This is a genomic window from Mesorhizobium sp. B2-3-12, assembly GCF_006442205.1.
In the GTDB taxonomy this organism is placed as follows: domain Bacteria; phylum Pseudomonadota; class Alphaproteobacteria; order Rhizobiales; family Rhizobiaceae; genus Mesorhizobium.
Window position 1 is genome coordinate 71,172 of the sequence record NZ_VFVR01000014.1, and the last position, 22,004, is coordinate 93,175.

Here is a 22,004-nt window from a genome sequence, read left to right on the forward strand (position 1 = left end):
TCCCGATATGGACCCGCACGGGTGGGCGAGCCCAGACATAACGACATCGCACGGGTTCGGGTTGCGTCGCGCGGCGGTTTTCGTCCTCACCGCGATGCCTGCCCTCGATTGGAAGGAGGCAGGCGGCCGTTGGCTCGTCAACTATGCGCGGGACAAGCCATCGATCAGCGCCGTCAGAACGGCGCGGTAATCCTCGGCTGAAGCACCCGCCTCGATGGCCAGCGCCGCGCGGTCGAAAGCCGAGCCGAGCAGGGCCGTCAGCGCCTCCGCCGGCAGCTTTGTCATCGACCGTGCGCGCATTGCCGCGACAAGGCCTTCGCGCAGCGAGCGGTTGCCGTGGCGGTTGTCGATGGCATCCATGGCGGCGCGGCCGAGCACGGCCGGGCCGTCGAGCAGCAGGAGCCGCGTGCGGCCGGGCGCGCGCATGGCGGCAAGATAGGCGTCGGATCCGGCAATCAGCGCATCGCGGGCACTGAGCGAGGGCGGGGAGGCGCGGTCGATCTCCCGCGCCACCGCCGCGGCTTCCTGCTCGACCACGGCGGCGAAAAGCGCCTGCTTGTCGGCAAAGTGGTGGTAGAGCGCGCCGCGCGTCACGCCGGCGGCGGCGACGATCTCCGGCGTACCGGTCTCGGCATAGGATTTTTCCGTGAACAGCTTGCGTGCCGCCGCGATCAGATCGGCGCGCGTCGCCTCGGTGCGGTCGCGGTTCGAGCGGCGGGTGGATCCCTGTTGCATACATGCAGCCTGTATGTTAATACGATTTACATGCAGACTGTATGTTAATTGACGGGAGAAGGCAAAGATGAAGACGACGAGCTACTATCCGGTGCTGATGACGGGCGATGTCGCCGGAACGGCGGCCTTTTATGTCAGGCATTTCGGCTTCCGGCCGCTGTTTGAAAGCGACTGGTACGTGCATCTGCAATCGGCGGATAACAGGCGCGTCAACCTTGGCATCGTCCAGGGAGACCATGAGACGATCCCGGAGGAGGGGCGAGGGCGGAGCTCGGGCCTGCTGATCAATTTCGAGGTTCGCGACCCCGATGCGGTCTATGCGCGGATCCTGGCTGCCGGCCTGCCTATCCTGCGAACGCTGCGCGACGAGCCATTTGGTCAGCGTCACTTCATCACCAAGGATCCCAACGGCGTGCTGATCGACATCATCAAGCCGATCCCGCCCAGCGAGGAATTTCTGGCGCAGTATGCGCAGGGTGCCGCGGGGGGTTGATCCTCGGCTAAAATCGGCGGGGGATGACGCGGATACCATTACAATTGCTTGTAATTTTCAAAGATGCCGATAGTACCGCACCGATTCAACTTCCGACGTGCAATAATCCTTGCGGAAAACTTCTTTGCCTGTTGTATTGTCTGAATAATGGTGGGCGTCGGGGGAAGCCATGGCCACGGACTTCAAGACGGTTCTGCGGTCGGAATATCGTTCGATCATCCAGCGCCGCAGGAGACTGGGCGTGGAGGTTTCGAACGACGCCAGCGGCGGCAAGCCCGATTCCGTGCCCAAGCGTGATCCAGCCTGGCTGTTCGGTGTCGCGCTTTCAGGCGGCGGCATAAGGTCGGCTTCATTTTGCCTTGGGGCGTTGCAGGCGCTCGACCAATACAAGCTCACACCTCGCATCGACTATCTGTCGACCGTGTCGGGTGGCGGCTATATCGGATCGGCAATGGTCGCCGACATGACGCGTCAGGAACTCGAGCAGGCGAGGACGGGCAAGGACGGTCAGCTCGATTTCCCCTTCGCCTCTGGCGATGACGTGCATGACAACGAGCTCGTCGGCCACATTCGCGACAACAGCCGTTTTCTGGCGCCGCGCGGCTTTCGCGACATTACCCTGTCGATCGGTATCCTCATGCGCGGCTGGATGGTTAATTTCCTGCTGCTGCTGACCCTTGTCCTGCCACTGGCGACATTCGTCATCCTGACCAACCCGACCACCGGCCATCTCGGGCACAGCATCGTTCTCGACGTCGCCGACTGGCTGTTGGGAGATGACTGGGGCAAGACGGGATGGGGTGCCAGCTTGCGATCGATGATCGCCAATCCTTTCGTGCTGTCTCGCTCGGCCCTGGTGATCTTCGCCGTCTGGTTGGTTGGATGGGGGCTGCGGCGATCCTATTCCGACAGCTACGCCACCGCGCGCAAAGGCGAGCACCTGGAACAGGACAGCCTGTGGGCCAAGGATGGCCGCACCCTGCTGCTGGTCACGGCCAGCCTGTTCCTGATTGAAGTGCAGCCCAAGATCATCCTGTGGCTGATCGAGGTGACCTCGCCGAAATACGGCCACCGGCAGACCACGCTGGAAACGCTCAAGGGGTTGATCACGGCCGCGGCGGCCATTGTCACCGCAACGGCGGCTTTCAGGGGCCTGTTGATTTCCTGGGTGCAGAAGGCGCTGAATTCTCCGAAGATCGGGCACCAGATCCGTGGTTATCTGGCGCGGGCGGCATTCCTGGCGCTGGGGCTTGCCTTGCCCTTGCTGATCTACGGTTTCTTTCTGCTGATCACGCTCTGGGGCATAAAATTATCTCCGATTCTGGTCAGCGGCATCGATATATCTTCGCTCTCGATCTTCGGCATCGATGTACCGTGGATATTCGGCCGTGCCACCGGTTATGCCTATGGCCCGACCTGGCTAACCGCCAACAGCCACCTCCTGTTCACCGTCCTGGTCGTTTGCATGGCGCTGTTCCTCGTGGGGCGAACCTTCGCGGTCCGCTATCTGGCCGACGATCTCGAGCCCGGCCGGCTCACCAGCTTCTTTGCCGCGATGATGCATGACTACAGCGGATCCGTGGTCGTCAAGGTGCTGCTGGCCCTGACGGGTTCAGCCGTGTTCGCGGTGGCCGCCAGGAAGTCGGGAGGTGTCTGGCATCCGGATGAATTCACGGTGTTGCTCAACTACCTGGCCATCACCGCCATCGTCATAACGGTGGCCTTCAATTTCACCGAGAATGCCAATGGCCTGCACCGCCTCTACCGCGACCGGCTGCGGTGGGCGTTCCAGCTCGGCGGCAGTGAAGGGATGGCGGACATCGGGTTGAAGGACCTCGGCGTGAAGGCGCCTTATCTCCTGATAAACGGCACCTTGAATGTCCGCCACGCCAGGCAGGTCGCCGATCCTCCGAGAAAGTCTTTCACCGCCAGCGCCATTCGATGGCTGGGAACAAAGATAGCCGCGGCCATAAGGTTGCGGGCCTGGTGGGGCGGGCCGGATATCGTCCAGCCAGACCGCCGGCCTCCACCACCGGCGGCTAAAAGTCCGACAGGGGTCGACCCGAGCAAACGGGGACGCAACGCCGAATTCTTTCTGTTTTCAAAACATTTCGTCGGCAGTGAATCCACCGGGTACGCGCGCTCCAAGGCGATGGTCAAGGAAGAGGGGCAACTGGACCTCGCGGCGGCCGCGGCGATCTCGGGGGCCGCCATTTCCTCGAGCATGGGGCGCATCAGTCTCGGCCTGCTCGGGCCGACACTGGCCTTGCTCAACCTGCGGCTGGGATTCTGGCTGCCCAATCCGAGTGGGAAGGCGTTTGAGGACAGGCGCGCGAGACCGGCCTTGTCCGCGGCCGAGGAGGATACTCCCCGGCGCAGCTGGGAGGACATTTTGCGGCTGTATCTGCTGGCGGAGGCGACAGGGCAGTTGAGGTCGGACAGTTCGCGCGTCTACATCACCGATGGCGGCCATATCGACAATATCGGCCTCTACCAACTGCTCAAGCGCAGGTGCAAGCTGATCATCGTGGTCGACGCCGAAGCCGATGCCGGCATGAATTTCGGCGCTTTCACCGATGTCCAGCGTTTCGCCAGGATCGATCTCGGCGTACGCATCTCGCTCGAGTGGCGACCGGTCAGGGATGCCGCGCTGGCGCGTGACGCCAACCGCACCAAGATCGTCCCGCCGGACTCGGAGCTGCATCTGCGGCATTTCGCCGTGGGCAAGATCCTCTATGAGAATGACCCGGTCGAAGGCATCCTGGTCTATGTCAAGGCGTCGGTGACCGGTGACGAGCCCGACTACGTCCTGGATTACGAACGTCGATACCCGCTTTTTCCCAATGAACCGACAAGCGATCAGTTCTTTTCCGAAGAGCAGATGGAAGCCTACCGCGCGCTTGGATTTCATGCCATGCGCGTGGCTCTTCGCGAGCGGCAGCAGACCGCCAGCACCCAAGGCCTGGACAGCATGCAGGCAAGCCTGGTCACCTTGCTCAAGATGCGTCTGGGCAATCAGGGACAGGAGATCAGCTAAGGCAGTGGGCGGGCGGCAGGTTCGCCCGCCGTGTCGGATCGTCAGCTCGCGCGTGCCACCGGCGTCACCGCCACCTGGCTGACGCCCGTGCGGCGCACCACCGTGCACAGGGTCTCGCGGCCGATGCGCTCGGCGTCGAGCATGCGTACGAGGTCGTCGACGCCGGTGACCGGGCGGCCGTCTATCGCCGCGATGATGTCGCCTTCCTTGAGGCCTGCCTTGGCGGCCGGGCAGTCCTTCTCGACGCTGCGCAGGCGCACCGCCGTGCTGGTCGAGACTTGCGACAGAAGGGCGGCGCGGCGCGGCAAATTGGTGGTGTCGGCGGAAACGCCGATGAAGGCGCGCCGCACGCGGCCGAAGCGGATGATCTCGGAGATGACGAACCGGGCGGTGTTGGAGGCGACGGCGAAGGCAATGCCTTGCGCGCCGTGGATCATGGCGGTGTTGACGCCGATCACTTCGCCCGCCGACGACACCAGCGGGCCGCCGGAATTGCCGGGGTTGAGCGCGGCATCGGTCTGGATGACGTCGTCGATCAGCCGCCCGGTCGAGGCGCGCATCGAGCGGCCGAGCGCCGAGACCACGCCCGAGGTGACCGTCCATTCGAAGCCGAGCGGATTGCCGATGGCAATCGCGATCTGGCCGCGCCGCAACCGCTTGGAATCGCCGAGCGGCGCCACATCGGCGAAGCTGCCGTCGGCGCGCACCAGGGCGATGTCGGTGTCGGGGTCGCGGCCGAGCACGCGGCCCTCGCTGGAGGCGCCGTCCGGCATCGAGACGCGCACCGTCCTGGCGTCGCCCACGACATGGAAATTTGTGACGACCAGCCCGTCCGGCGCGATGACGAAGCCCGAGCCGTGGCCGCCCTGGCCGCCAATGCGTTCGATGCGGCAGACGGCCGGGCCGATGCGGTCGACCGCGTCCGCGACGGTCGAGGAATAAGCATCGAGCAAGGTCTCGTCGGGTTCGAATTTGGCGGCGGCAAGGGCCATGGAAGGGCTCCGTGTTCTCAGGCGTAGGGATGACTATTTTCCGTCTGTGTCGTTCTCCCAAAACCGCTGAGCACTTTTGGGCGACACGCACTATATGTGCGGAGCGGCCGGAAGCGTCGCGACCTGACCAGATGGCCAGTGCAGCCAGCAACTAGCCGTCAGGCGAGTACCTGCGAGCGCGCCGTCGAGCGATATCTGGGACATGCAAGAAACCCAGGAGACCCATATGAGCGACTTCAATCTGAGCGCGTTTTCGGACGCCATCGCCGATCTGGCCGCCAAGGTGGCTCCCGCGACGGCTAGTTTCGCCACCCATCATCACCGCACGGCCAGTGCCTTCCATTGGGGCGACGGTTATTTCGTCACCGCCGAGGAAGCCGTCGAGGCCGGCGAGGAGATCGAACTGACGCTGGCCTCCGGCGAGACGGTGAAGGCCGAACTGGTCGGCCGCGATCCATCGACGGGCGTCGCCCTGCTGAAGGCCACGGATGCGGCCACCGCGCCTGTGCTTGCCAAGGCCGATGCCGTGCTGCCGGGCAACATCGCCATTGCCATCGGCAGCAGCCAGGGTTCGGCGCTGGCGGTGTCCGGCTCGGTCGGCGAGGTTGGTCCGGCCTGGCGCTCGATGCGCGGCGGCACCATCGACCGGCGCATCAACCTGGCCGTCGGCGCCGGCGGCCGCTTCGAGGGCGGCCCGGTGCTGGACGCCAAGGGCGCGCTGATCGGCATGCTTTTGTTCGGGCCGCGCGGCCGCGCGCTGGTCATGCCCTACGAGACGATCGAGCGGGCCGTCGCCACCTTGCGCGAAAAGGGCCATGTCGCACGCGGCTATCTCGGCGCCGGCCTGCATCCGGTGCGCGACCGCGACGCGAAAGGCGCGATGGTCATGAGCCTCGACGACAATGGCCCGGCCAAGGCCGCCGGCCTCTCGCTCGGCGACATCATCGTGGCGTGGAATGGCGAGGCGGTGCATGGCCCGCGCGAACTGATCCGCAAGCTTGGACCCGACAGCGCCGGCGTTTCGGTGACGCTTGGGGTGGTGCGCGGCGGCGAACAGCGCGATGTCCGGCTCACCGTCGGCGAAAAGCCGTTGAGCTGAGAGCAATGATGGAAACGCTGGCCAGCGACCGGATCAGGACAGACAGCGCCGCCTCGCGGCGGCTGATGGTGCTGGTCGCGCTTGCCGATGCCGCGCGTGCCGAGCGCCTGGCGGCCTCGCTTGCCGCCAGCGACGACCTGTTGCCGGTCGTGGCCGGCGGCGGCAGGGCCGACGTTGCCATCGTCGACGACAGGAGCGGTGATGCCGTGCCGGCCTCGCTGCCCCGGGTGCTGCTCTCGGGGCGCGCTGGCGGCGAGCGGCCCGCCGGGGAGGTGTTTGCCGTCATGCCCGCTGGCGCCGACGACCTGCTGATCGCCGCGGCGGCGCGGCTGGCGGCGGCCGGCTATCGCGTCTCGGGCGATGGCCGCACGCCCGGACATTATGGGGATTTCCAGGCCGGAGATGGCGAGCCGTTCGAGGATGAAGCTCTGGACGAACACGCCCCCCGCCCGGCATTGTCGCCACGCGAGGCGGAGGTGCTGGCTTTGCTTGCCGAGGGGGCGCCCAACAAGGTCATCGCGCGGCGGCTGAACATCTCGGTTCACACGGCGAAGTTCCATGTCGCCGCGATCCTGATCAAGCTGGGTGCGGCCAATCGCACGGATGCCATCGCCATTGCGATGCGGCAGGGGCTGGTTCTGGTCTGATAGTGCTCAGACCGCCGCTTCGATGTCGGTCAGACGAAAGTCATCGCCCTTGAAAAGCAATGGCATGGCTTCGAGCCTCGCCGTGGCGTATGCGATGCAGTCGCCGAAATTCAACGCCGCCGGGTGCCGGCCCTTGCCATAGCGCAGGAAGGCCTGGCGGGCGACGGCGGCGTGGTCGGCGGTGAAGGGGATTGTCTCGATCGAGGCGGTGCGCAGGAAGCTGTCGAGACGATCCAGGATTTCGTCTTGCCTGCCGCCCGCGAGCACCATCGTCGTTTCGAGAAAGGTTGGCGCCGCCAGCAGCCGTCTCTTGGCCTGCGTGATCGCGAGCACGAATCGTTCGAAGCCGGGCTCGACACGCAGTATGGCGACGAGAGCCGAGGAATCGATGATCATTTCGTGGGGATTCCGAACTCGTCGTAACCGAGGATTTCGTCGTCCGTCATCGCATTTTCGCGTTCGGGGATTTTTCCCGCGCTGTCGGCAATTGCCATCAGCCGCTGAAGCAGGTCGCTTGCTTCGTCACGTGGCACCAGCCTCTCGCGCGCAACTTCGCGCTCAAGGCTCTGACGGATAGCCTCCGTCACGGACACGCGTCGGCGATGGGCGAGTTCGCGCGCCAGCTGCTCGACTTCCATATTCTTGATCGATAGCGCCATTCTATAATCTTCCTATTTGTATAGAATATATACCCGCGTGCCTGCCAGTCCAAACAGTTTTTGCATTCCCAACCTGGCCAGCCTCCGCTGCGTCACCATGGCTTCCCGTCGCAAGCTCTTGTATCCCGCCGCAGCGCGGGCAAGGATCGTGCCGACGAAAAGAGTGCAGGGAGGCGCAAGGAAATGTCGCTCAAGGGAAAGACGCTGTTCATCTCCGGCGGGTCGCGCGGCATCGGGCTGGCGATCGCGCTGCGGGCCGCGCGCGACGGCGCCAATGTGACGATCGCGGCCAAGACCGCCGAGCCGCATCCGAAGCTGCCGGGCACCATCTACAGCGCGGCGCAGGAGATCGAGCAGGCCGGCGGCAAGGCGCTGCCCATGCTGTGCGACATCCGCGAGGAGGCGCAGGTCGCCGAGGCGGTCGCCAGGACTGTCGAGACATTCGGCGGCATCGATATCTGCGTCAACAATGCCAGCGCCATCCACCTCACCGGCACGCTGGAAGCCGACATGAAGCGCTACGATCTGATGCATCAGATCAACACGCGCGGCACCTTCCTCGTGTCCAAAATGTGCATTCCGCACCTGAAGTTGGCTAAAAATCCTCACATCCTGAATCTGGCGCCGCCGCTCGACATGAAGGCCAAATGGTTCAAGAACCACGTCGCCTACACCATGGCCAAGTTCGGCATGTCGATGTGCACGCTGGGCATGAGCGCGGAATTCGCCAAGGACGGCATCGCGGTCAATTCGCTGTGGCCGATCTCGACCATCGACACGGCCGCGGTGCGCAACTTGCTGGGCGGCGCCACCGTGGCGGCGATGAGCCGCTCGCCCGACATCATGGCCGATGCCGCGCACGCGATTTTCATGCGGCCATCGCGCGAGGCGACAGGCAATTTCTACATCGACGAGGAGGTGCTGCGCGCCGAGGGTGTCAGCGACTTTTCCCCCTATGCGCCCGGTGCCACCGGCCCGCTGGCCGGAGATTTTTTCGTGCCGGACGAGGTGTTCGCGCGTACCGAGACGAATATCAAGAGCATATACTAGCCTTTCGACGCCGGACGTATCACTTGGAAATTGGCTCCACTTCGTCATCCTGGGGCGAAGCAAGGAGCGAAGCGACGCAGCGCAGACCCAGGATCCATTCCGGGACTCCGGAGCGTTGCCGCGGTGCGGAATTCCGCGCCCCTGCACTCTACGGCCGATGTCACGGAATGAATCCCAGGGTCTTCGCGACGCCGCTACCCGGCTGCTCCGCCCTGGGATGACGAAGTCTGGGAGCCTTCAACTCCGTCTTTGTCGAGTCTCAGCCTATCTCCTCCTTCTTGCCTTTGCTCAGGCCCATCAGCCGGTCGATATAGGCCAGCATCAGCGCCGAGACGACGAAGGCGAGATGGATGATGGTCAGCCACATCAACTGGTCCGTCGAATAGGAGGACGAGTTGAGGAACACCTGCAACAGGTGGATGGAGGAAATGGCGACGATGGTCGAGGCGACCTTGACCTTCAGCGAGCCGACATCGATCGTGCCCAGCCAGTGCACGCCGCCCTCGCCAGCCTGGGCGTCGAAGCGGCTGACGAAGTTCTCGTAGCCCGAGATGATGACCATCACCACAAGCGAGGCGACCAGGGCCGCGTCGATGAGCCCGAGCATCTTCAGGATGGTGTCGGTGTCGCCCAGCAGGAAGACGGTGGTGATGAACTCGTAGAGTTTCTTAAAGAACGACAGCGCGTAGACGGCCAGAGCGAGGCCGAGCCCGATATAGAAGGCGACCAGCAGCCAGCGCGAGGCAAGAATGATCGATTCGATGGCGAGTTCGAGACGCTTCATAGGTGGTTCCGCTGGTTCTCTTGTCCGTCGGGGCGTATTTCGGCCACCCGGGGGCGGTTTGCAAGACAAAATCGGAAGCAAAAAACCCCGCCGGAGAGGGGACCCGGCGGGGCTCAATGCGTCCCGCTGGAGTCGGGACGGGGCAGGGAACGCCCAGCCCTGAATCTGGGGTAGGCGGCTTCGCTATTCAATGAGCGGAGCCTGACGCCTGGACAATTCTTGTTGAACCGGGCAGCTGAAGGCAAGAAGGACCCACCGCGGTGAGCCGGCATGGGTCCTTCTTGCCGATCTGATTCCAGAGGCCGCCTCAAGCCTCTGGAAAAGCAGACATTTGACGGACCATGATCCTCTCGGAAAAGCGGCTTTCGCTTTTCGCGATCATGGTCAGTTGTTGCTGGCCACCGGCGCCACCAGCGAGGTGATGCGGCGGATGGCGACGCGCCGGTTCTCGCGGTTGGGCGCCGAGGTGTCGACCTTCAGATACTCCTCGCCATAGCCCTGCGTCGTCAGGTTCTCGGGCGGGATGCCGAAGGCATTGGTCAGCGCTTCGGCAACCGCTTCGGCGCGGCGGTCCGACAGAGCAAGGTTCGCCTCCGGCGTGCCGACGGCGTCGGTGTGGCCCTCGATCAGGAAGGTCTCCGCCGGATTCTTCTTCAGCAGTTTCTCCATGGCGTTGGCGACGCCCTCCAGTTTCTGCACCTCGGTGTCGGAGATCGAAGACGAGCCGAATTCGAAGTTCAGCGTGTCAAGGTCGATACGCCGTGCAATGTCACGCACGCGGGCCGAACGCTTGACCTCGTTGATCGAATAGAGGCGCTGGACCTTCTCCACCGGCGGCTGTTCGAGGAAGGTGTAGTAGTCGTCGTCGCTTTCGACATCCTCGGAATCGAGGATGTAATCCCGGCGCGGAATGGTCAGCCGCATCGGCGGCAGGTCATCGCCGGGGTCGCGCCAGTCATTTTCGTCCTGGTAGCTGCGCTCGTCGACATAGCTCAGCACATATTCGCGGCCGTCGGGCGTGATGCGCGAGCGCTGGATGACGTCGCCGTAGCGGTTGCGTATGGTGACGATCCGGAAGCCATTGTCGCGCTCGACCGTCTCGCGCGTGCGGCCTTGCGGCAGGTCCTCGTAGTAGACATCCTTGGCGCCGCGGGTCAGGCGCGGGCGATCGTTGCTCTGGACGAGCGTCTGGCCGCCAAGCTGGATGATGACGCGGTCGCCGATCTCCTTAAGGACGTCGACGCCCTTGGGGCGTTGGCGGTCGCGGATGTTTTCATCCGGCGCGCGGTCCCGGCGCTTGCCCTTTTCTTCCGTCACTGGGACGATCTTTTCGGGCTTGATCTCCTGCTGGGCAGCCTTGTCGTCGGTTGGAGGCGGACCCTGGTCGACGGGAGCGACCACCGGCTTCTGGCCCTGGTCACCGCCCTGCTGGGCATTCTGCCCGCCATTCTGCTGCTCGCCATTCTGCTGGCCGTTGTTGTCGCCATGCTTGCGGCCGCCGCCCTTACGCTGGGCATCCTTCTGGCTGTCGAGAATCGGAGCGGCGTTCTTGTCGGCGGGTGCTTCGCCCTGAACGGGGTTTTCGCCCTGGACAGGCGCGGCCTTGCCATCGGTGGCGGGCTGCTCTCCCGTCGCCGGCTGTTCGCCGGTGGCGGGCTGTTTGCCGGTCGCAGGCTGTTCCCCGGTCGCGGGCTGCTCGCCATTCGCGGGCTGTTCGCCAGCCGGTTTCCTGCCGTGTTTCTTCGTCTTGTCCTGGGGCTGTTCGCCCTGGACCGGCTGTTCGCCGGCGGGGGCCGGTTCAATCTTCGGCGTCGCTTCGCCCGCGGGAGCCTCCTTCGGGGTCGGGGCGGTCTCCGGCACGGCGGCCGGCGCCTCGTTCTGCTGATCCTGCTTGTGTTTCCTGCCGGGCTTGGTCGGCTGGTTGTCGTTGGCGGGTGCGGCCTCGGCGGCCGGCGCCTGCTCGGTCTGCTGCTGCTGATCGCGCTTCTTCTTGCGCGGCTGCTGTTCCTCGGTGGCTGGAGCGGGCTGCTCGGCGGCCGGCGCCTGCTCGGTCTGCTGCTGCTGGTCACGCTTCTTCCTGCGCGGCTGCTGCTCGTCGGTTGCAGGTGCGGCCTCGCCGGCCGGCGCCTGCTCGGCCTGCTGCTGCTGGTCGCGCTTCTTCCTGCGCGGCTGCTGCTCGTCGGTTGCGGGTGCCGCCTCGCCGGCCGGCGCCTGCTCGGCCTGCTGCTGCTGGTCACGCTTCTTCCTGCGCGGCTGCTGCTCGTCGGTTGCGGGCGCTGCCTCGCCGGCCGGCGCCTGCTCGGCCTGCTGCTGCTGGTCGCGCTTCTTCCTGCGCGGCTGCTGTTCCTCGGCCGCTGGAGCGGGCTGCTCGGCGGCCGGCGCCTGTTCGGTCTGCTGTTGCTGCTCGCGCTTCTTCTTGCGCGGCTGTTCCTGGTCGCCCTGCCCCTGGTCGGTGGGCGTGTCCTGCGCCAGGATGATCAGCGGTGTCGCGTCGCGTTGCATGGGGCCGAACGCGGCTGTCCCCTGCAGCGGGGTTGCGCCTAACGGCGCGGACGCCATCAGCAGGCCAAGGGCAGTGCCTGCCAGAATCCGGGATTGGCGTTTCATCGAAATTCTCCTTGTGGGGTCCCATCCTTGCCGAAACCGCTTCTAACGAAATTGGTTCCGGTTGCCCATCGTTAGGGGCCGTACGGGGCGATTGGCCGGCCTTTTGAAGGCAAATTCGTGTCATTCGGCCGGGTTACCGCCGCATTGCGGCCGTTGCGGCGCTTGACCTTGGCGGCTGCCGGGGCCACATGCCGGAGATGGAAACGCCGTTCTGGAAAACCAAGACGCTGGAAGCGATGAGCCCCACGGAGTGGGAATCGCTCTGCGACGGCTGCGGCAAATGCTGCCTGTCGAAGCTCGAGGACGAGGATACCGGTGAAATCTACTGGACCAGCGTCGGCTGCCGGCTGTTCGACGCCGAGAGCTGCCGTTGCGCCGACTATGCCAACCGGCTGGCGCGCGTTCCCGACTGCGTCGGGCTGACGCCGCGGAATGTGCGCACCATCAGCTGGCTGCCCAGCACCTGCGCCTACCGGCTGGTGGCCGAGGGCCGCGACCTCTACTGGTGGCACCGCCTGGTCTCGGGCAGTGCCGAGACCGTGCATGAGGCCGGCATCTCGATGCGGGGCCGGGTCAAGGCGAGCGAGACGGAGTTGGCCGAACCCGAGGACTATTTTGACTATATGCTCGACGACGAGCCCTGAGGCAGACATCGGCCGCAGTTGCGGGCGAAGATCGCTGCTTTCGGGGGAACCCGGCTCGGGGACAAGGCGTTTGGCGCGATATTGTTCAATATCGGCGAAAGAATTGGATCGGCGAAAGATTTAGGCCGGCGAGGAATTTGCGGATGGCCGGCGATTTGCCCCGTTGGCGCCACATGAACCGCGGATGAACGGCGAGTTCGTAAATAGTTCAGACAGGCCAGTGCATTCTCCCGCTATCGGTTTCACGAGGAGGGGCGCAAGCCCGCAACAAGGAGAGAGAACCATGTACAACACCATCAAGACGGCAGCGCTTTCGGCTCTGGTCGGCCTCGGCACGCTGGCGGCCATGCCGGCCCATGCCGACAGCCTCTACCTCGGCTTTGGCAACAACCAGGATCCTCGCTTCGGCGTCTATGCCGGCGACGATGGCTATCGCCACCGCCGGGACGAGCGTCGCGACGACTGGCGCCGTGGCTGCTCGCCGGACCGCGCCCTCGACAAGGCCGAGCGCATGGGGCTGCACCGTGCCCGCATCGTCGATGTCAACCGCCGCGTGATCAAGGTGGTGGGCCGTCAATATGGCGACCGTGTCGTCGTCGTGTTCGCCAACGAGCGCGGTTGCCCGGTCATCGACCGCTGAGGCTTTTCCGGCCGTGAAGATCGGTTAGCGGCATGGTCCTCTGCGAGGATTAGCCGGAAGGCATGATCTTCTGCGTCGGTCTGTCTGGAGGCATAATCCTCTGCGAGGATTAGCCTGGAGGCATGATCTTCTGCGAAGATCAGCCTGGAGTAGTAGAGCCCCTGTCCGTCGGATGGGCGCGGCTCGAAAAAACCCCGCGGGAGCGATCCCGCGGGGTTTTTCATGTGGGCAAAGGGCTGACCGATGACCGGCGGGACCGGCCATCGGCTCAACGGGTTACCTCAGTTCGCCAATCATTTGAGTTCGAAGGTAACGGTGACCTGCACATTGTAGGCGTTCTCGCCGGCCTGCACGGGTGCCGCCCCGGCCGCGGCGTCGAAGGCCTTGGCGTTGATCGGCATCGGCGCCGGCCTGATGTTCTGGTCCGTGATCTCGAGCACCCGGCCGAGGCTGACGCCGGCCGCCTCGGCCAGCGTCTTGGCCTTGGCCATGGCGTCGGCGACGGCCTTCTTGCGCGCCTCGGTGACGGTCGCCGCCGGATTGTCATTGGTGAAGGCGATGCCGCCGCCCTGGTTGACGCCGAGCGACACCGCCTTGTCGAGGACCTCGCCCGTCTTGTCGACGTCGCGCACGCGCACCGAAAGCGTGTTGGTCACCTGATAGGCGACGAGTTCGGCCTCCTGGCTGCCGTCCGGCTTGTTGGTGTAATTGTAGCGGGGATTGATCTGAATGCCCGCGGTCTGCAGGTCGCGATCCTGGATGCCGGCGGCCTTCATCGCGGCGATCACGGCGGCCATGGCGTCATTGTTGGCGTCGAGCGCGGCGCGCGCCGTCTTGGCTTCGCGCATGACGCTGAGCGTCAGGACCGCCAGGTCGGGAGCCACGGTCGCTTCGCCTTCACCCGAAACGATGATACGGGGCGGCGTCGGCAGATCGGTGGCTCCAGCCATCGCCGGAAAAGCGATTGCAGCGGCGAGCGCGAGGGGCAAAACATATCTGGTCATGAAAATCTCCTTGGTCCGCGATCAAGTCGCAGGGGTCGCGTAGAGCGCGATTATGGGATGATTTGGGCGATCTGCGAAAGCCCGCCGGTAAAGCCTTGTGCCGCGATGCGAAAAACATTAATCCAGCCCGCGTGGGGCCTGTAGCTCAATGGTTAGAGCCGGCGGCTCATAACCGCTTGGTTGGGGGTTCGAGTCCCTCCGGGCCCACCATTGGCTTTGACCCAGTACGCGCGAGAGGCATCGTCAGGCTATCAGGTCGGGTCCCAGCCGTCCGAAGCCCGGCACGCCGCTGAGCTTCAGGCCGTTGGCGACTTCCTCCAGCAGGATGTCGAGCACCCTGGCCACGCCTGCCTCGCCAGCCGCGGCGCCGAACAGGGCGGCCCGGCCGATCGCCGTCGCGGATGCTCCGCTTGCCCCGGCCTTGATGATGTCCATGCCCGTGCGGATGCCGGAATCGATGAGGATCGGCACCTCGGACCCCAGCGCATGGCGCATTGCCGGCAGCGCGTCGATGCTCGATATGGCGCCGTCGAGCTGGCGGCCGCCATGGTTGGACACCCAGATGCCGTCGGCGCCGGCCTTCACGAGGCTTGCGGCATCGCCGGCATGCAGGACGCCCTTGACCACGAGCCGGCCCTTCCACCAGTCGCGGATGCGGCGGAAGTCGTCCCAGTCGAAGCCGGCATGGAGGTTGGCGCCGACACGCGCGGCGATGGTCAGTCCGGCGCTGGTGTCGCCGAGATAGCCGCGCACATTCTCGAACCGGGGCAGCCCGCCGCGCAGCAGGCGCAGCGACCAGCCGGGATGCAAAAGGCCCTCGAGGAGATGCCGGGGCGAGGGGCGCAGCGGGATCGATATGCCGTTGCGCAAATCCTTTTCGCGTTTGCCACCGGCCTGCAGGTCGACGGTCACGACCAGCGTCGAATAGCCGGCCTCCTCGGCCCGTCGCACGAGCTGGCGGTTGAAGTCGAAATCCTTGAGCACGTAGAGCTGGAACCAGAGCGGCCCCTGCACGGCCCTGGCCATGCGCTCGATGCCGGTCGTCGACATGGTGGACAGCGTATAGGGGATGCCGCGCGCCGCCGCTGCCCTGGCGATGGCGATGTCGGCCCCGGGCCTGACCAGCGCGCAGGAGCCCATCGGGCTGATCACCAGCGGCGTCGCGAAGGTCTGCGACCACAGCGATGTGGTCAGGTCTGGACGGGAGACGTCGGTCAGCACGCGCGGCACCAGCCGGATGCGCTCGAAGTCGGCGCGGTTGGCGGCCAGCGTCAGCTCGTGGCCGGCGCCGCCATCGACGAACTCGAAGATCGATCTGGGCAGGCGGCGGCGCGCGCGTTGGCGAAAATCCTCGACCGAAACCATGCGATCGAGCGATCCCATCTCAGACCTCGCCTGTCAGCATGCCCGCCCGCCTCATGCCGGGCCGGCGAGGCGATCGCACACGGCCTGCGTAATCTCGCGGGTCGAGGATGATCCCTTGAGATCGGTGCTGAGCAGGCCGCCGGCAAGGCAGCTTTCGGTGACAGCGCGGATGCGGTCGGCGGTCCGGTTGAGCTTTCCGTCGTCATGCCTGTGGCCGAGCCAGTCGAGCATCGAGGCCGCGGACAGGATCGTGCCGTAGGGATTGGCGATGCCCTTGCCGGCGATGTCGGGCGCGGAGCCATGCGCGGCCTGGAAGAAGCCGTTTGTCTCGCCGATCTCGGCCGACGGCGCCATGCCCATGCCGCCGACGGTGGCGGCGGCGAGGTCGGACAGGATGTCGCCGAACATGTTCTCTGTGACGATGACGTTGAAATGGCCGGGCTTGAGCACGAGATGCATGGCCATGGCGTCGACCAGCGCATGTTCGGTGGCGATATCGGGATGGTCCTTCGCCACTTCGTCGAAGACGGAGCGGAAGAAGGCGTAGCTGCGCAGCACATTGGCCTTGTCGCAGCAGGTGACGCGGCGCACGCCGTCGCGCGGCGCGCCCTTTGACTGGCGTGCCAGCTCGAAAGCCTTGCGCACGATGCGCTCGATGCCGGCGCGGGTCTGCACCAGCGTGTCGACCGCGACCTCGCCGCGCAGCAGCGCGCCCGAGCCGCGCGCCGCGTAGAGCCCTTCGCTGTTTTCGCGCAGGATGATGTAGTCGATGTCGCCGGCCTTCATGCCGCTCAGTGGACTCTGCACGCCTTCGAAGAGCCTGATCGGGCGGATGTTGGCGTAGAGGTCGAGGTCGAAGCGCAGTTTCAGGGTGAAATCGAGGCCGGCTTCGGTGCCGTCGGGATGGACGACGCCGGGCAGGCCGCCGGCACCATGCAGGATCGCATCCGCCGCCCGGCAGGCCTTGAAGGTCGGCTCGGGAAAACTCTGGCCGGTTTTCAGGAAATGCTCGGCTCCGGCGGGGTATTCCGTGAAGCGCAACGGATTGCCCGACCCGAGCGCCGCCTTCAACACCTCGATGGCGGCGGCGCAGACTTCCGGGCCGATGCCGTCGCCATGCACCACCGCGATTTCGTAAGTTTCCTTCATCGGTGGACACCCATATGCCAGAGCCTCAAATGCACTTGCCGCCATCAACGTTGAGGTCGACGCCGGTGATCATGCTGGCCTCGTCCGAGCACAGGAACGCGGCGGCATTGCCCATGTCCTGCGGCGTCGACAGCCGGCCGATCGGGATGGTGGCGACGACGCGGGCACGGTTCTCCTCGCCGGAGCCGATGAAGGTGGACAGAAGCGGCGTGTCGCCGGCGACCGGGTTGATGGCGTTGACGCGAATGCCGAAAGGCGCGAGTTCCACGGCCATGGCCCGGCTCGCGGCGATCGCCCAGCCCTTGGAGGCGTTGTACCAGGTGAGGTTCGGGCGCGGCGAGACGCCGCCGGTCGAGGCGACATTGAGGATGGCGCCCGATTTGGTGGATTTGAAATGCGGCACCACGGCGCGGGCGCCGTTGTAGATCGAGCGCATGTTGACGTCGGCTATCCTGTCGAACAGGTCTTCGTCCATGGTTTCCAGCGGCAGCGGCGGCTGCGCGACGCCGGCATTGTTGACGAGGATGTCGAGGCCGCCAAAGGCCGAGCGGGCGAGGTCGGCGGCAGCCGTGAAGCTCCCCAGCGTCGAGACGTCGCCGGTGATGGGCCGCACATTGCCGCCCACCTCGCTCGCGACGCGGGACGCGGCCGCTTCGTCGCGGTCCATGAGCACGACCAGCGCGCCCTCGGCGACGAATTTCCTGACGATACCTTCGCCAAATCCCGAACCGCCGCCGGTGACGATGGCGACCTTGCCTGCAAGTCTCATATCCGTTCCTCCGTTGGCTGAACCATCGGGGAAGACGCACCAATTGCACAGTCCGATTATCTGAACGCCCTTTTAGCTTTCCTTGTTTGAGGTCGGCCGCACCGGGCGTAATAGTCGCCACGGAATTCTCGAGGAGGAAGAGATGACAGTGAATTTCGACCCGAGGGCGAAGGCCACGACGCTCTACCACGGCGAATTCCGGCCGATGTTCATCGGCGGCAAGTGGGTCGCGGCGCAATCCGGTGCGGTGATGCAGGCACTGAACCCGGCGACCGGTGAAGTGCTGGCCACAGTGCCGCGCGGCGGAGCCGCCGATATCGATGCCGCGGTGGCCGCGGCGCGCGCGGCCTTCGAAGGTCCATGGTCGAAATTCTCGCCCTATGAGCGGCAGTGCGTCTTGCTGCGCATCGCCGACCTGTTCGAGACCCATTGGGAAGAGCTCAGCGTTTCCGACACGCTCGACATGGGGCTGCCGATCACGCGCACGCTGGCCAACCGCAGGCGCGTCATCGGCATGCTGCGCTTTTACGGCGGCATGGCGACCGCGCTGCACGGCGAGGCGATCGAGAATTCCATTCCGGGCGAAATCGTCTCCTTCACAAGACGCGAACCGGTCGGTGTGGTCGGCGCCATCATCCCCTGGAACGCGCCGACCGCGGCCTCGATCTGGAAGATCGCGCCGGCGCTCGCCACCGGCTGCACCATCGTGCTGAAGCCTTCCGAGGATGCGTCGCTGACGCCGCTCTTGATCGCCAAGCTGATGCAGGAAGCGGGCGTGCCCGATGGCGTCGTCAACATCGTCACCGGTACCGGGGCGGAGGCCGGAGCGCGGCTCGCCGAGCATCCCGACGTCAACAAGATCGTGTTCACCGGCTCGACTTTGACCGGCCAGGCGATCGCGCGGGCGGGCGTGGCCAATCTCAAGCGTGTTTCGCTGGAACTCGGCGGCAAGTCGCCTGTCATCGTCTGCCGCGACGCCGATATCGACAAGGCCGTGCCCGTCGCGGCGATGTCGGTGTTCGTGCATTCGGGCCAGATCTGCATCGCCGGCTCGCGGCTCTTCGTGGCGCGCGAGATCCATGACGAATTCGTGCGGCGGCTGGCCGAGTTCGCCGGCAGGCTACGCATCGGCCACGGCATCGAGGCGGAAACGGAAATCGGGCCGCTCATCAACGCCAGGCAGGCCGGCAAGGTCGAAGGCTACATCAGGGCCGGCAGCGACGAAGGCGCTGAACTCGTCGCCGGCGGCGCGCGGCTGACGGGCGCGCTTTATGACGGCGGCAATTTCATCGCGCCGACCGTTTTCGGCGCGGTGTCGGACACCATGACCATCGCGCGCGAGGAGATTTTCGGGCCGGTGATCTCGGCGATGCCTTTCGACACGCTGGACGAGGCCGTGGCGCGCGCCAATGCGACGCCCTACGGTCTGGCCGCCGGCATCTTCACCACCAATCTCGGCACCGCGCACAAGCTGGCGCGCCGCGTCAAGGCCGGCTCGGTGTGGGTCAACATGTACCACGCCATCGACCCCGCCGTGCCGTTCGGCGGCATGAAGATGTCCGGCTACGGCCGCGAGGGCGGCGTCGAGCATCTGAATGAGTATCTGGAGACCAAGGCCGTCTGGATCCAGACCGACTGACGGGTGTGGCGATATTCAGGTGAGGCCGGCCTGCGAATGGCGGCGTTCTGCGCTTCCGGTGCTCACGTACGAAAAGTACGCTCCGCTCCGGTTCTCGAACGCCATCATTCTCGGCTCGGCCTGACCTGAATCTCGACACACCCTGGCGCATGTGCCGGGTGCGTTGCTCAGTGCGCCAGTTCGCGCAGGTTGGTGCGGATCAGGTTCATCAGTTGTTCGGAAAAGGAGTGGTGCACGTAGCCGCGCGCGGTGATGATGCCGACGGAGCGGTGGGCGTCGCGATGGTCGATCGGCACGACCCGCATGCGCTCGTCATTGCGCGAGATGGCGATGCCTGGCACCACGCAGACGCCAAGTCCCGAACACACCAGCGCCACCGCCGTCTGTGCGCTTTCGACCTCGTATTGCGGCTTGAGCTCGATGCCTTCCGCCGCCGTCAGCCGGTCGACAAGGCCGCGCACCGCCGTCTTGCGGTTGAGCAGGATCAGCGGGAAGCGCTGCAGGTCGGACAAAAGCAGCTTCTTCTCACCGCCATGCATTTCCGTGGGGATGCAGGCCATCAGCGGATCGTCGAGGATCGACTCGAACTGGAAGTCCGTCAGGTTCGGCAATTCGGGGCCGATGTAGAACTCGACTTCCTGCTGCTGCAGCAGGCTGAGCGCCGCCTGCGGCGGCAGTTCGATGACCTCGACGATCGAGCGGGGATAGCGCAGCTTGAAGGTGGCCAGTATGTCGCCCAGCCGGCTCGCGGCAAGCGTCGGCGCGCAGGCGATCTGCACCTTGCCCTTGCGTCGCGCGGCGATCTCGGTCAGCCGGTCGAGGCTGGTCTGCACCTGCGACATCGCATTGGCGATCTCCTCGAACAGGATCTGGCCCTCGGGCGTCAGGCTGGCGCGCTGCGCGGTGCGGATGAAGAGCGAGATGCCGATCTGTTCCTCGAGATCGCGGATCTGCATGGAGACGGCCGATGGCGAGCGGTTGCTCTCTTCGGCGGCACGCCGGAAGCTGCCGTTTTCGGCGGCAAGCAGGAATGTCTGCAGAAGTTTGAGGTTGATGCTGGACATGTCCGTTCGGGCAGGTGATCTGTCCTCCTGACCTATTGAGACGCGGAAGCGATTGCAAGGCAATAGGCCGGGCCAGGCGTCGGTCCTTGATTAGCCAGCAAAGATATCCCCGTTCAGCCGGGGATCAGTGGACCGCGGCGAACATGACGCGCTCCTCGGTCGCTTCCGACAGCATCATCTCTTCCACCACACGGCCACGCTTGACCACCAGGATGCGGTCGGAGACCGCAAGGATCTCAGGCAGATAGGAGGAGATGACGACGACGGCCATGCCCTGGTCGGCGAGCTCGCCGATCAGTTGATGGATTTCGACGATGGCGCCGACGTCGACGCCGCGCGTCGGCTCGTCGAAAATCACCAGCTTCGGCTTCTGGATCAGGGATTTGGCGATCACGACCTTTTGCTGGTTGCCGCCGGAAAGCTCGATCATCCTGGCGCGGTCACTGATCTGCCGCAGGCTGAGCCGCTCACCCCATTCGCGGGCGAGCTGCCTGGCGCGCGCCAGCGACACCATGGAGACCGGATTGGCGCCTTCGGTCAGTTCACCCATCTGCAGGTTCTCGCCGGCCGTCATGGTCTCGAAGAAGCCGTCGACCTTGCGGTCCTCGGTGACATAGACGATGCCGTCGCGCACGGCGGGCCTCGGCACGCGGTAACGCACCGATTTGTCGAGCAAGCGGATTTCGCCGCCATGGAAGATGTTGCGCTTCAACAGGCCGGCGACGACCTTGGCCATTTCGGTGCGGCCGGCGCCGACGAGGCCGAACATGCCGGTGACCTGGCCTGAAAAGACCGAGAAGGAGGAGTTGCGCACCAGGCCGGCGCAGGACAGGTTCTCGACCGAAAGCACCTTGTCGCCATAGGGGCGCGCCGCGCGCTTGACCTCGCCATGCAGCGTTTCGGTCAGCGTGCGGCCAACCATGGCCTGCACCACGGAAGCGCGGGTGAAGCCCTTGGCATCGCCGGACGCGACGATCTCGCCATCGCGCATGACGGTGATGCGGTCGGCGACGGCGAGCGCCTCTTCCAGTGCGTGGGTGATGAAGATGACGGCGATGCCTTCCTTCACCAGGCGATGCAAGAGATTGAAGAAATGGCGTTTTTCCTCAGGCGTCAGCGTCGCCGTCGGCTCGTCGAAGATGATGACGCGGGCCTTGTGGTGGACGGCGCGCGCGATCTCGACCATCTGCTTGTGCGCCGCGCCCAGCGTGCTGACCTGCGCGGTCGGGTCGACCTGAAAACCCATGCCGGCGAGGAATTGGCGCGCCTGGATGTAGAGGCCGCGCAGCCGGTTGAACATCTTCTCTTCGCCGAGATAGAGGTTTTGCGCCACCGTCATGGCCGGCACCAGATTGGTTTCCTGGTAGACCATGGCGATGCCGGCACGCAGCGCCTCGGCCGGTGCCGAGAACGACACGTCCTTGCCGTCGAAGGTCATCTTGCCCTCGGTCAGCTTGAAGACGCCGGCCATGACCTTGGTCAGCGTCGACTTGCCGGCGCCGTTTTCGCCTAGCAGCGCGTGGATTTCGCCCTTGCGCAGGTCGAAATTGACATTCTTGAACGCCGGGATGCGCGAGAAGGCCTTGGTGGCGTCCCTGAGTTCGATGATGTTGGCGTCCGACATCGC

At 65.2% G+C, this 22,004-nt stretch carries 20 protein-coding genes and 1 tRNA gene; 9 read left to right on the forward strand and 12 right to left on the reverse strand.

Annotation, left to right across the window (positions count from 1 at the left end; all coding sequences use genetic code 11):
• Window positions 1-141 precede the first annotated feature (141 nt).
• The gene (locus FJ948_RS27420) at window positions 142-735 is read right to left on the reverse strand and encodes a TetR/AcrR family transcriptional regulator (protein WP_140709987.1); all 594 of its coding nucleotides are present in this window, start codon (window positions 733-735) and stop codon (window positions 142-144) included.
• Between the two features lie 67 nt (window positions 736-802).
• On the opposite strand from FJ948_RS27420, the gene FJ948_RS27425 reads away from it, so the two are divergent.
• Together FJ948_RS27425 and FJ948_RS27430 are read left to right on the forward strand one after the other, a co-directional pair.
• A complete protein-coding gene (locus FJ948_RS27425) occupies window positions 803-1,228 on the forward strand; it encodes a VOC family protein (protein WP_140709989.1) in 426 nt (141 codons plus the stop codon).
• Window positions 1,229-1,397: 169 nt separating this feature from the next.
• Complete coding sequence (locus tag FJ948_RS27430) at window positions 1,398-4,265, forward strand: patatin-like phospholipase family protein (RefSeq protein WP_140709991.1); 2,868 nt, start codon at window positions 1,398-1,400, stop codon at window positions 4,263-4,265.
• Window positions 4,266-4,306: 41 nt separating this feature from the next.
• Here FJ948_RS27430 and FJ948_RS27435 read toward each other — a convergent pair whose 3' ends face one another.
• Entirely contained in the window at window positions 4,307-5,257 is a 951-nt protein-coding gene (locus FJ948_RS27435) for a trypsin-like peptidase domain-containing protein (protein ID WP_140709992.1), read from the reverse strand.
• Between the two features lie 226 nt (window positions 5,258-5,483).
• Between FJ948_RS27435 and FJ948_RS27440 the strand changes: the two genes are divergently transcribed.
• Together FJ948_RS27440 and FJ948_RS27445 are read left to right on the forward strand one after the other, a co-directional pair.
• The gene (locus FJ948_RS27440; RefSeq protein WP_140709994.1) at window positions 5,484-6,356 is read left to right on the forward strand and encodes a S1C family serine protease; all 873 of its coding nucleotides are present in this window, start codon (window positions 5,484-5,486) and stop codon (window positions 6,354-6,356) included.
• An 8-nt stretch (window positions 6,357-6,364) separates the two neighbouring features.
• Window positions 6,365-7,003 (forward strand): helix-turn-helix transcriptional regulator, encoded by a 639-nt coding sequence (locus FJ948_RS27445; RefSeq protein ID WP_140710047.1) that lies wholly within the window; start codon window positions 6,365-6,367, stop codon window positions 7,001-7,003.
• A gap of 6 nt (window positions 7,004-7,009) precedes the next feature.
• On the opposite strand, the gene FJ948_RS27450 is transcribed toward FJ948_RS27445, so the two are convergent.
• Both FJ948_RS27450 and FJ948_RS27455 read right to left on the reverse strand, forming a co-directional pair.
• Entirely contained in the window at window positions 7,010-7,399 is a 390-nt protein-coding gene (locus FJ948_RS27450) for a type II toxin-antitoxin system VapC family toxin (protein WP_140709996.1), read from the reverse strand.
• Window positions 7,396-7,662: a type II toxin-antitoxin system VapB family antitoxin gene (locus FJ948_RS27455; RefSeq protein ID WP_140709998.1), complete on the reverse strand. Its 267-nt coding sequence runs from the start codon at window positions 7,660-7,662 to the stop codon at window positions 7,396-7,398. Before FJ948_RS27455 ends, FJ948_RS27450 begins: the two co-directional genes overlap by 4 nt.
• Window positions 7,663-7,845: 183 nt before the next feature.
• Here FJ948_RS27455 and FJ948_RS27460 point away from each other — a divergent pair, with 183 nt between their 5' ends.
• Window positions 7,846-8,712, forward strand: a complete 867-nt coding sequence (locus tag FJ948_RS27460) for an NAD(P)-dependent oxidoreductase (protein WP_140710000.1) — start codon at window positions 7,846-7,848, stop codon at window positions 8,710-8,712.
• Window positions 8,713-8,971: 259 nt separating this feature from the next.
• Here FJ948_RS27460 and FJ948_RS27465 read toward each other — a convergent pair whose 3' ends face one another.
• A complete protein-coding gene (locus tag FJ948_RS27465; RefSeq protein WP_140710002.1) occupies window positions 8,972-9,496 on the reverse strand; it encodes a TIGR00645 family protein in 525 nt (174 codons plus the stop codon).
• A 384-nt stretch (window positions 9,497-9,880) separates the two neighbouring features.
• The gene (locus FJ948_RS27470) at window positions 9,881-12,103 is read right to left on the reverse strand and encodes an OmpA family protein (RefSeq protein ID WP_140710004.1); all 2,223 of its coding nucleotides are present in this window, start codon (window positions 12,101-12,103) and stop codon (window positions 9,881-9,883) included.
• A 197-nt stretch (window positions 12,104-12,300) separates the two neighbouring features.
• On the opposite strand from FJ948_RS27470, the gene FJ948_RS27475 reads away from it, so the two are divergent.
• Window positions 12,301-12,747 carry a YcgN family cysteine cluster protein gene (locus FJ948_RS27475; protein WP_140710049.1) on the forward strand — a complete coding sequence of 149 codons (447 nt, stop codon included), beginning with the start codon at window positions 12,301-12,303 and terminating at the stop codon, window positions 12,745-12,747.
• A 283-nt stretch (window positions 12,748-13,030) separates the two neighbouring features.
• Entirely contained in the window at window positions 13,031-13,387 is a 357-nt protein-coding gene (locus tag FJ948_RS27480) for a hypothetical protein (protein ID WP_140710007.1), read from the forward strand.
• A 293-nt stretch (window positions 13,388-13,680) separates the two neighbouring features.
• Here FJ948_RS27480 and FJ948_RS27485 read toward each other — a convergent pair whose 3' ends face one another.
• Window positions 13,681-14,391 (reverse strand): SIMPL domain-containing protein, encoded by a 711-nt coding sequence (locus FJ948_RS27485; protein WP_140710009.1) that lies wholly within the window; start codon window positions 14,389-14,391, stop codon window positions 13,681-13,683.
• A gap of 134 nt (window positions 14,392-14,525) precedes the next feature.
• Here FJ948_RS27485 and FJ948_RS27490 point away from each other — a divergent pair.
• Window positions 14,526-14,601: transfer RNA gene (locus FJ948_RS27490), tRNA-Ile, on the forward strand.
• Window positions 14,602-14,634: 33 nt separating this feature from the next.
• Here the strand turns inward: FJ948_RS27490 and FJ948_RS27495 are convergent.
• From FJ948_RS27495 to FJ948_RS27505, 3 genes are read right to left on the reverse strand one after another with little or no spacing between them, the layout of a single operon-like run.
• Window positions 14,635-15,774, reverse strand: a complete 1,140-nt coding sequence (locus tag FJ948_RS27495) for an alpha-hydroxy acid oxidase (protein ID WP_140710011.1) — start codon at window positions 15,772-15,774, stop codon at window positions 14,635-14,637.
• A 33-nt stretch (window positions 15,775-15,807) separates the two neighbouring features.
• On the reverse strand, window positions 15,808-16,905 hold the full coding sequence (locus FJ948_RS27500; protein WP_140710013.1) for an isocitrate/isopropylmalate dehydrogenase family protein: 1,098 nt from the start codon (window positions 16,903-16,905) through the stop codon (window positions 15,808-15,810).
• A gap of 25 nt (window positions 16,906-16,930) precedes the next feature.
• Window positions 16,931-17,674: a glucose 1-dehydrogenase gene (locus tag FJ948_RS27505; RefSeq protein WP_140710015.1), complete on the reverse strand. Its 744-nt coding sequence runs from the start codon at window positions 17,672-17,674 to the stop codon at window positions 16,931-16,933.
• Between the two features lie 142 nt (window positions 17,675-17,816).
• Here FJ948_RS27505 and FJ948_RS27510 point away from each other — a divergent pair, with 142 nt between their 5' ends.
• The gene (locus tag FJ948_RS27510) at window positions 17,817-19,313 is read left to right on the forward strand and encodes an aldehyde dehydrogenase family protein (RefSeq protein WP_140710017.1); all 1,497 of its coding nucleotides are present in this window, start codon (window positions 17,817-17,819) and stop codon (window positions 19,311-19,313) included.
• 167 nt (window positions 19,314-19,480) lie between these two features.
• Here the strand turns inward: FJ948_RS27510 and FJ948_RS27515 are convergent, their stop codons facing one another.
• Window positions 19,481-20,377: a LysR family transcriptional regulator gene (locus FJ948_RS27515; protein ID WP_140710019.1), complete on the reverse strand. Its 897-nt coding sequence runs from the start codon at window positions 20,375-20,377 to the stop codon at window positions 19,481-19,483.
• 124 nt (window positions 20,378-20,501) lie between these two features.
• Window positions 20,502-22,001 carry a sugar ABC transporter ATP-binding protein gene (locus FJ948_RS27520; RefSeq protein ID WP_140710021.1) on the reverse strand — a complete coding sequence of 500 codons (1,500 nt, stop codon included), beginning with the start codon at window positions 21,999-22,001 and terminating at the stop codon, window positions 20,502-20,504.
• Window positions 22,002-22,004 lie beyond the last annotated feature (3 nt).

Bases quoted from the DNA above. Each gene is read 5' to 3' on its own strand.
- FJ948_RS27420 (WP_140709987.1), bottom strand. From the start codon at position 735: ATGCAACAGGGATCCACCCGCCGCTCGAACCGCGACCGCACCGAGGCG.
- FJ948_RS27425 (WP_140709989.1), top strand. From the start codon at position 803: ATGAAGACGACGAGCTACTATCCGGTGCTGATGACGGGCGATGTCGCC.
- FJ948_RS27430 (WP_140709991.1), top strand. From the start codon at position 1,398: ATGGCCACGGACTTCAAGACGGTTCTGCGGTCGGAATATCGTTCGATC.
- FJ948_RS27435 (WP_140709992.1), bottom strand. From the start codon at position 5,257: ATGGCCCTTGCCGCCGCCAAATTCGAACCCGACGAGACCTTGCTCGAT.
- FJ948_RS27440 (WP_140709994.1), top strand. From the start codon at position 5,484: ATGAGCGACTTCAATCTGAGCGCGTTTTCGGACGCCATCGCCGATCTG.
- FJ948_RS27445 (WP_140710047.1), top strand. From the start codon at position 6,365: ATGGAAACGCTGGCCAGCGACCGGATCAGGACAGACAGCGCCGCCTCG.
- FJ948_RS27450 (WP_140709996.1), bottom strand. From the start codon at position 7,399: ATGATCATCGATTCCTCGGCTCTCGTCGCCATACTGCGTGTCGAGCCC.
- FJ948_RS27455 (WP_140709998.1), bottom strand. From the start codon at position 7,662: ATGGCGCTATCGATCAAGAATATGGAAGTCGAGCAGCTGGCGCGCGAA.
- FJ948_RS27460 (WP_140710000.1), top strand. From the start codon at position 7,846: ATGTCGCTCAAGGGAAAGACGCTGTTCATCTCCGGCGGGTCGCGCGGC.
- FJ948_RS27465 (WP_140710002.1), bottom strand. From the start codon at position 9,496: ATGAAGCGTCTCGAACTCGCCATCGAATCGATCATTCTTGCCTCGCGC.
- FJ948_RS27470 (WP_140710004.1), bottom strand. From the start codon at position 12,103: ATGAAACGCCAATCCCGGATTCTGGCAGGCACTGCCCTTGGCCTGCTG.
- FJ948_RS27475 (WP_140710049.1), top strand. From the start codon at position 12,301: ATGGAAACGCCGTTCTGGAAAACCAAGACGCTGGAAGCGATGAGCCCC.
- FJ948_RS27480 (WP_140710007.1), top strand. From the start codon at position 13,031: ATGTACAACACCATCAAGACGGCAGCGCTTTCGGCTCTGGTCGGCCTC.
- FJ948_RS27485 (WP_140710009.1), bottom strand. From the start codon at position 14,391: ATGACCAGATATGTTTTGCCCCTCGCGCTCGCCGCTGCAATCGCTTTT.
- FJ948_RS27495 (WP_140710011.1), bottom strand. From the start codon at position 15,774: ATGGGATCGCTCGATCGCATGGTTTCGGTCGAGGATTTTCGCCAACGC.
- FJ948_RS27500 (WP_140710013.1), bottom strand. From the start codon at position 16,905: ATGAAGGAAACTTACGAAATCGCGGTGGTGCATGGCGACGGCATCGGC.
- FJ948_RS27505 (WP_140710015.1), bottom strand. From the start codon at position 17,674: ATGAGACTTGCAGGCAAGGTCGCCATCGTCACCGGCGGCGGTTCGGGA.
- FJ948_RS27510 (WP_140710017.1), top strand. From the start codon at position 17,817: ATGACAGTGAATTTCGACCCGAGGGCGAAGGCCACGACGCTCTACCAC.
- FJ948_RS27515 (WP_140710019.1), bottom strand. From the start codon at position 20,377: ATGTCCAGCATCAACCTCAAACTTCTGCAGACATTCCTGCTTGCCGCC.
- FJ948_RS27520 (WP_140710021.1), bottom strand. From the start codon at position 22,001: ATGTCGGACGCCAACATCATCGAACTCAGGGACGCCACCAAGGCCTTC.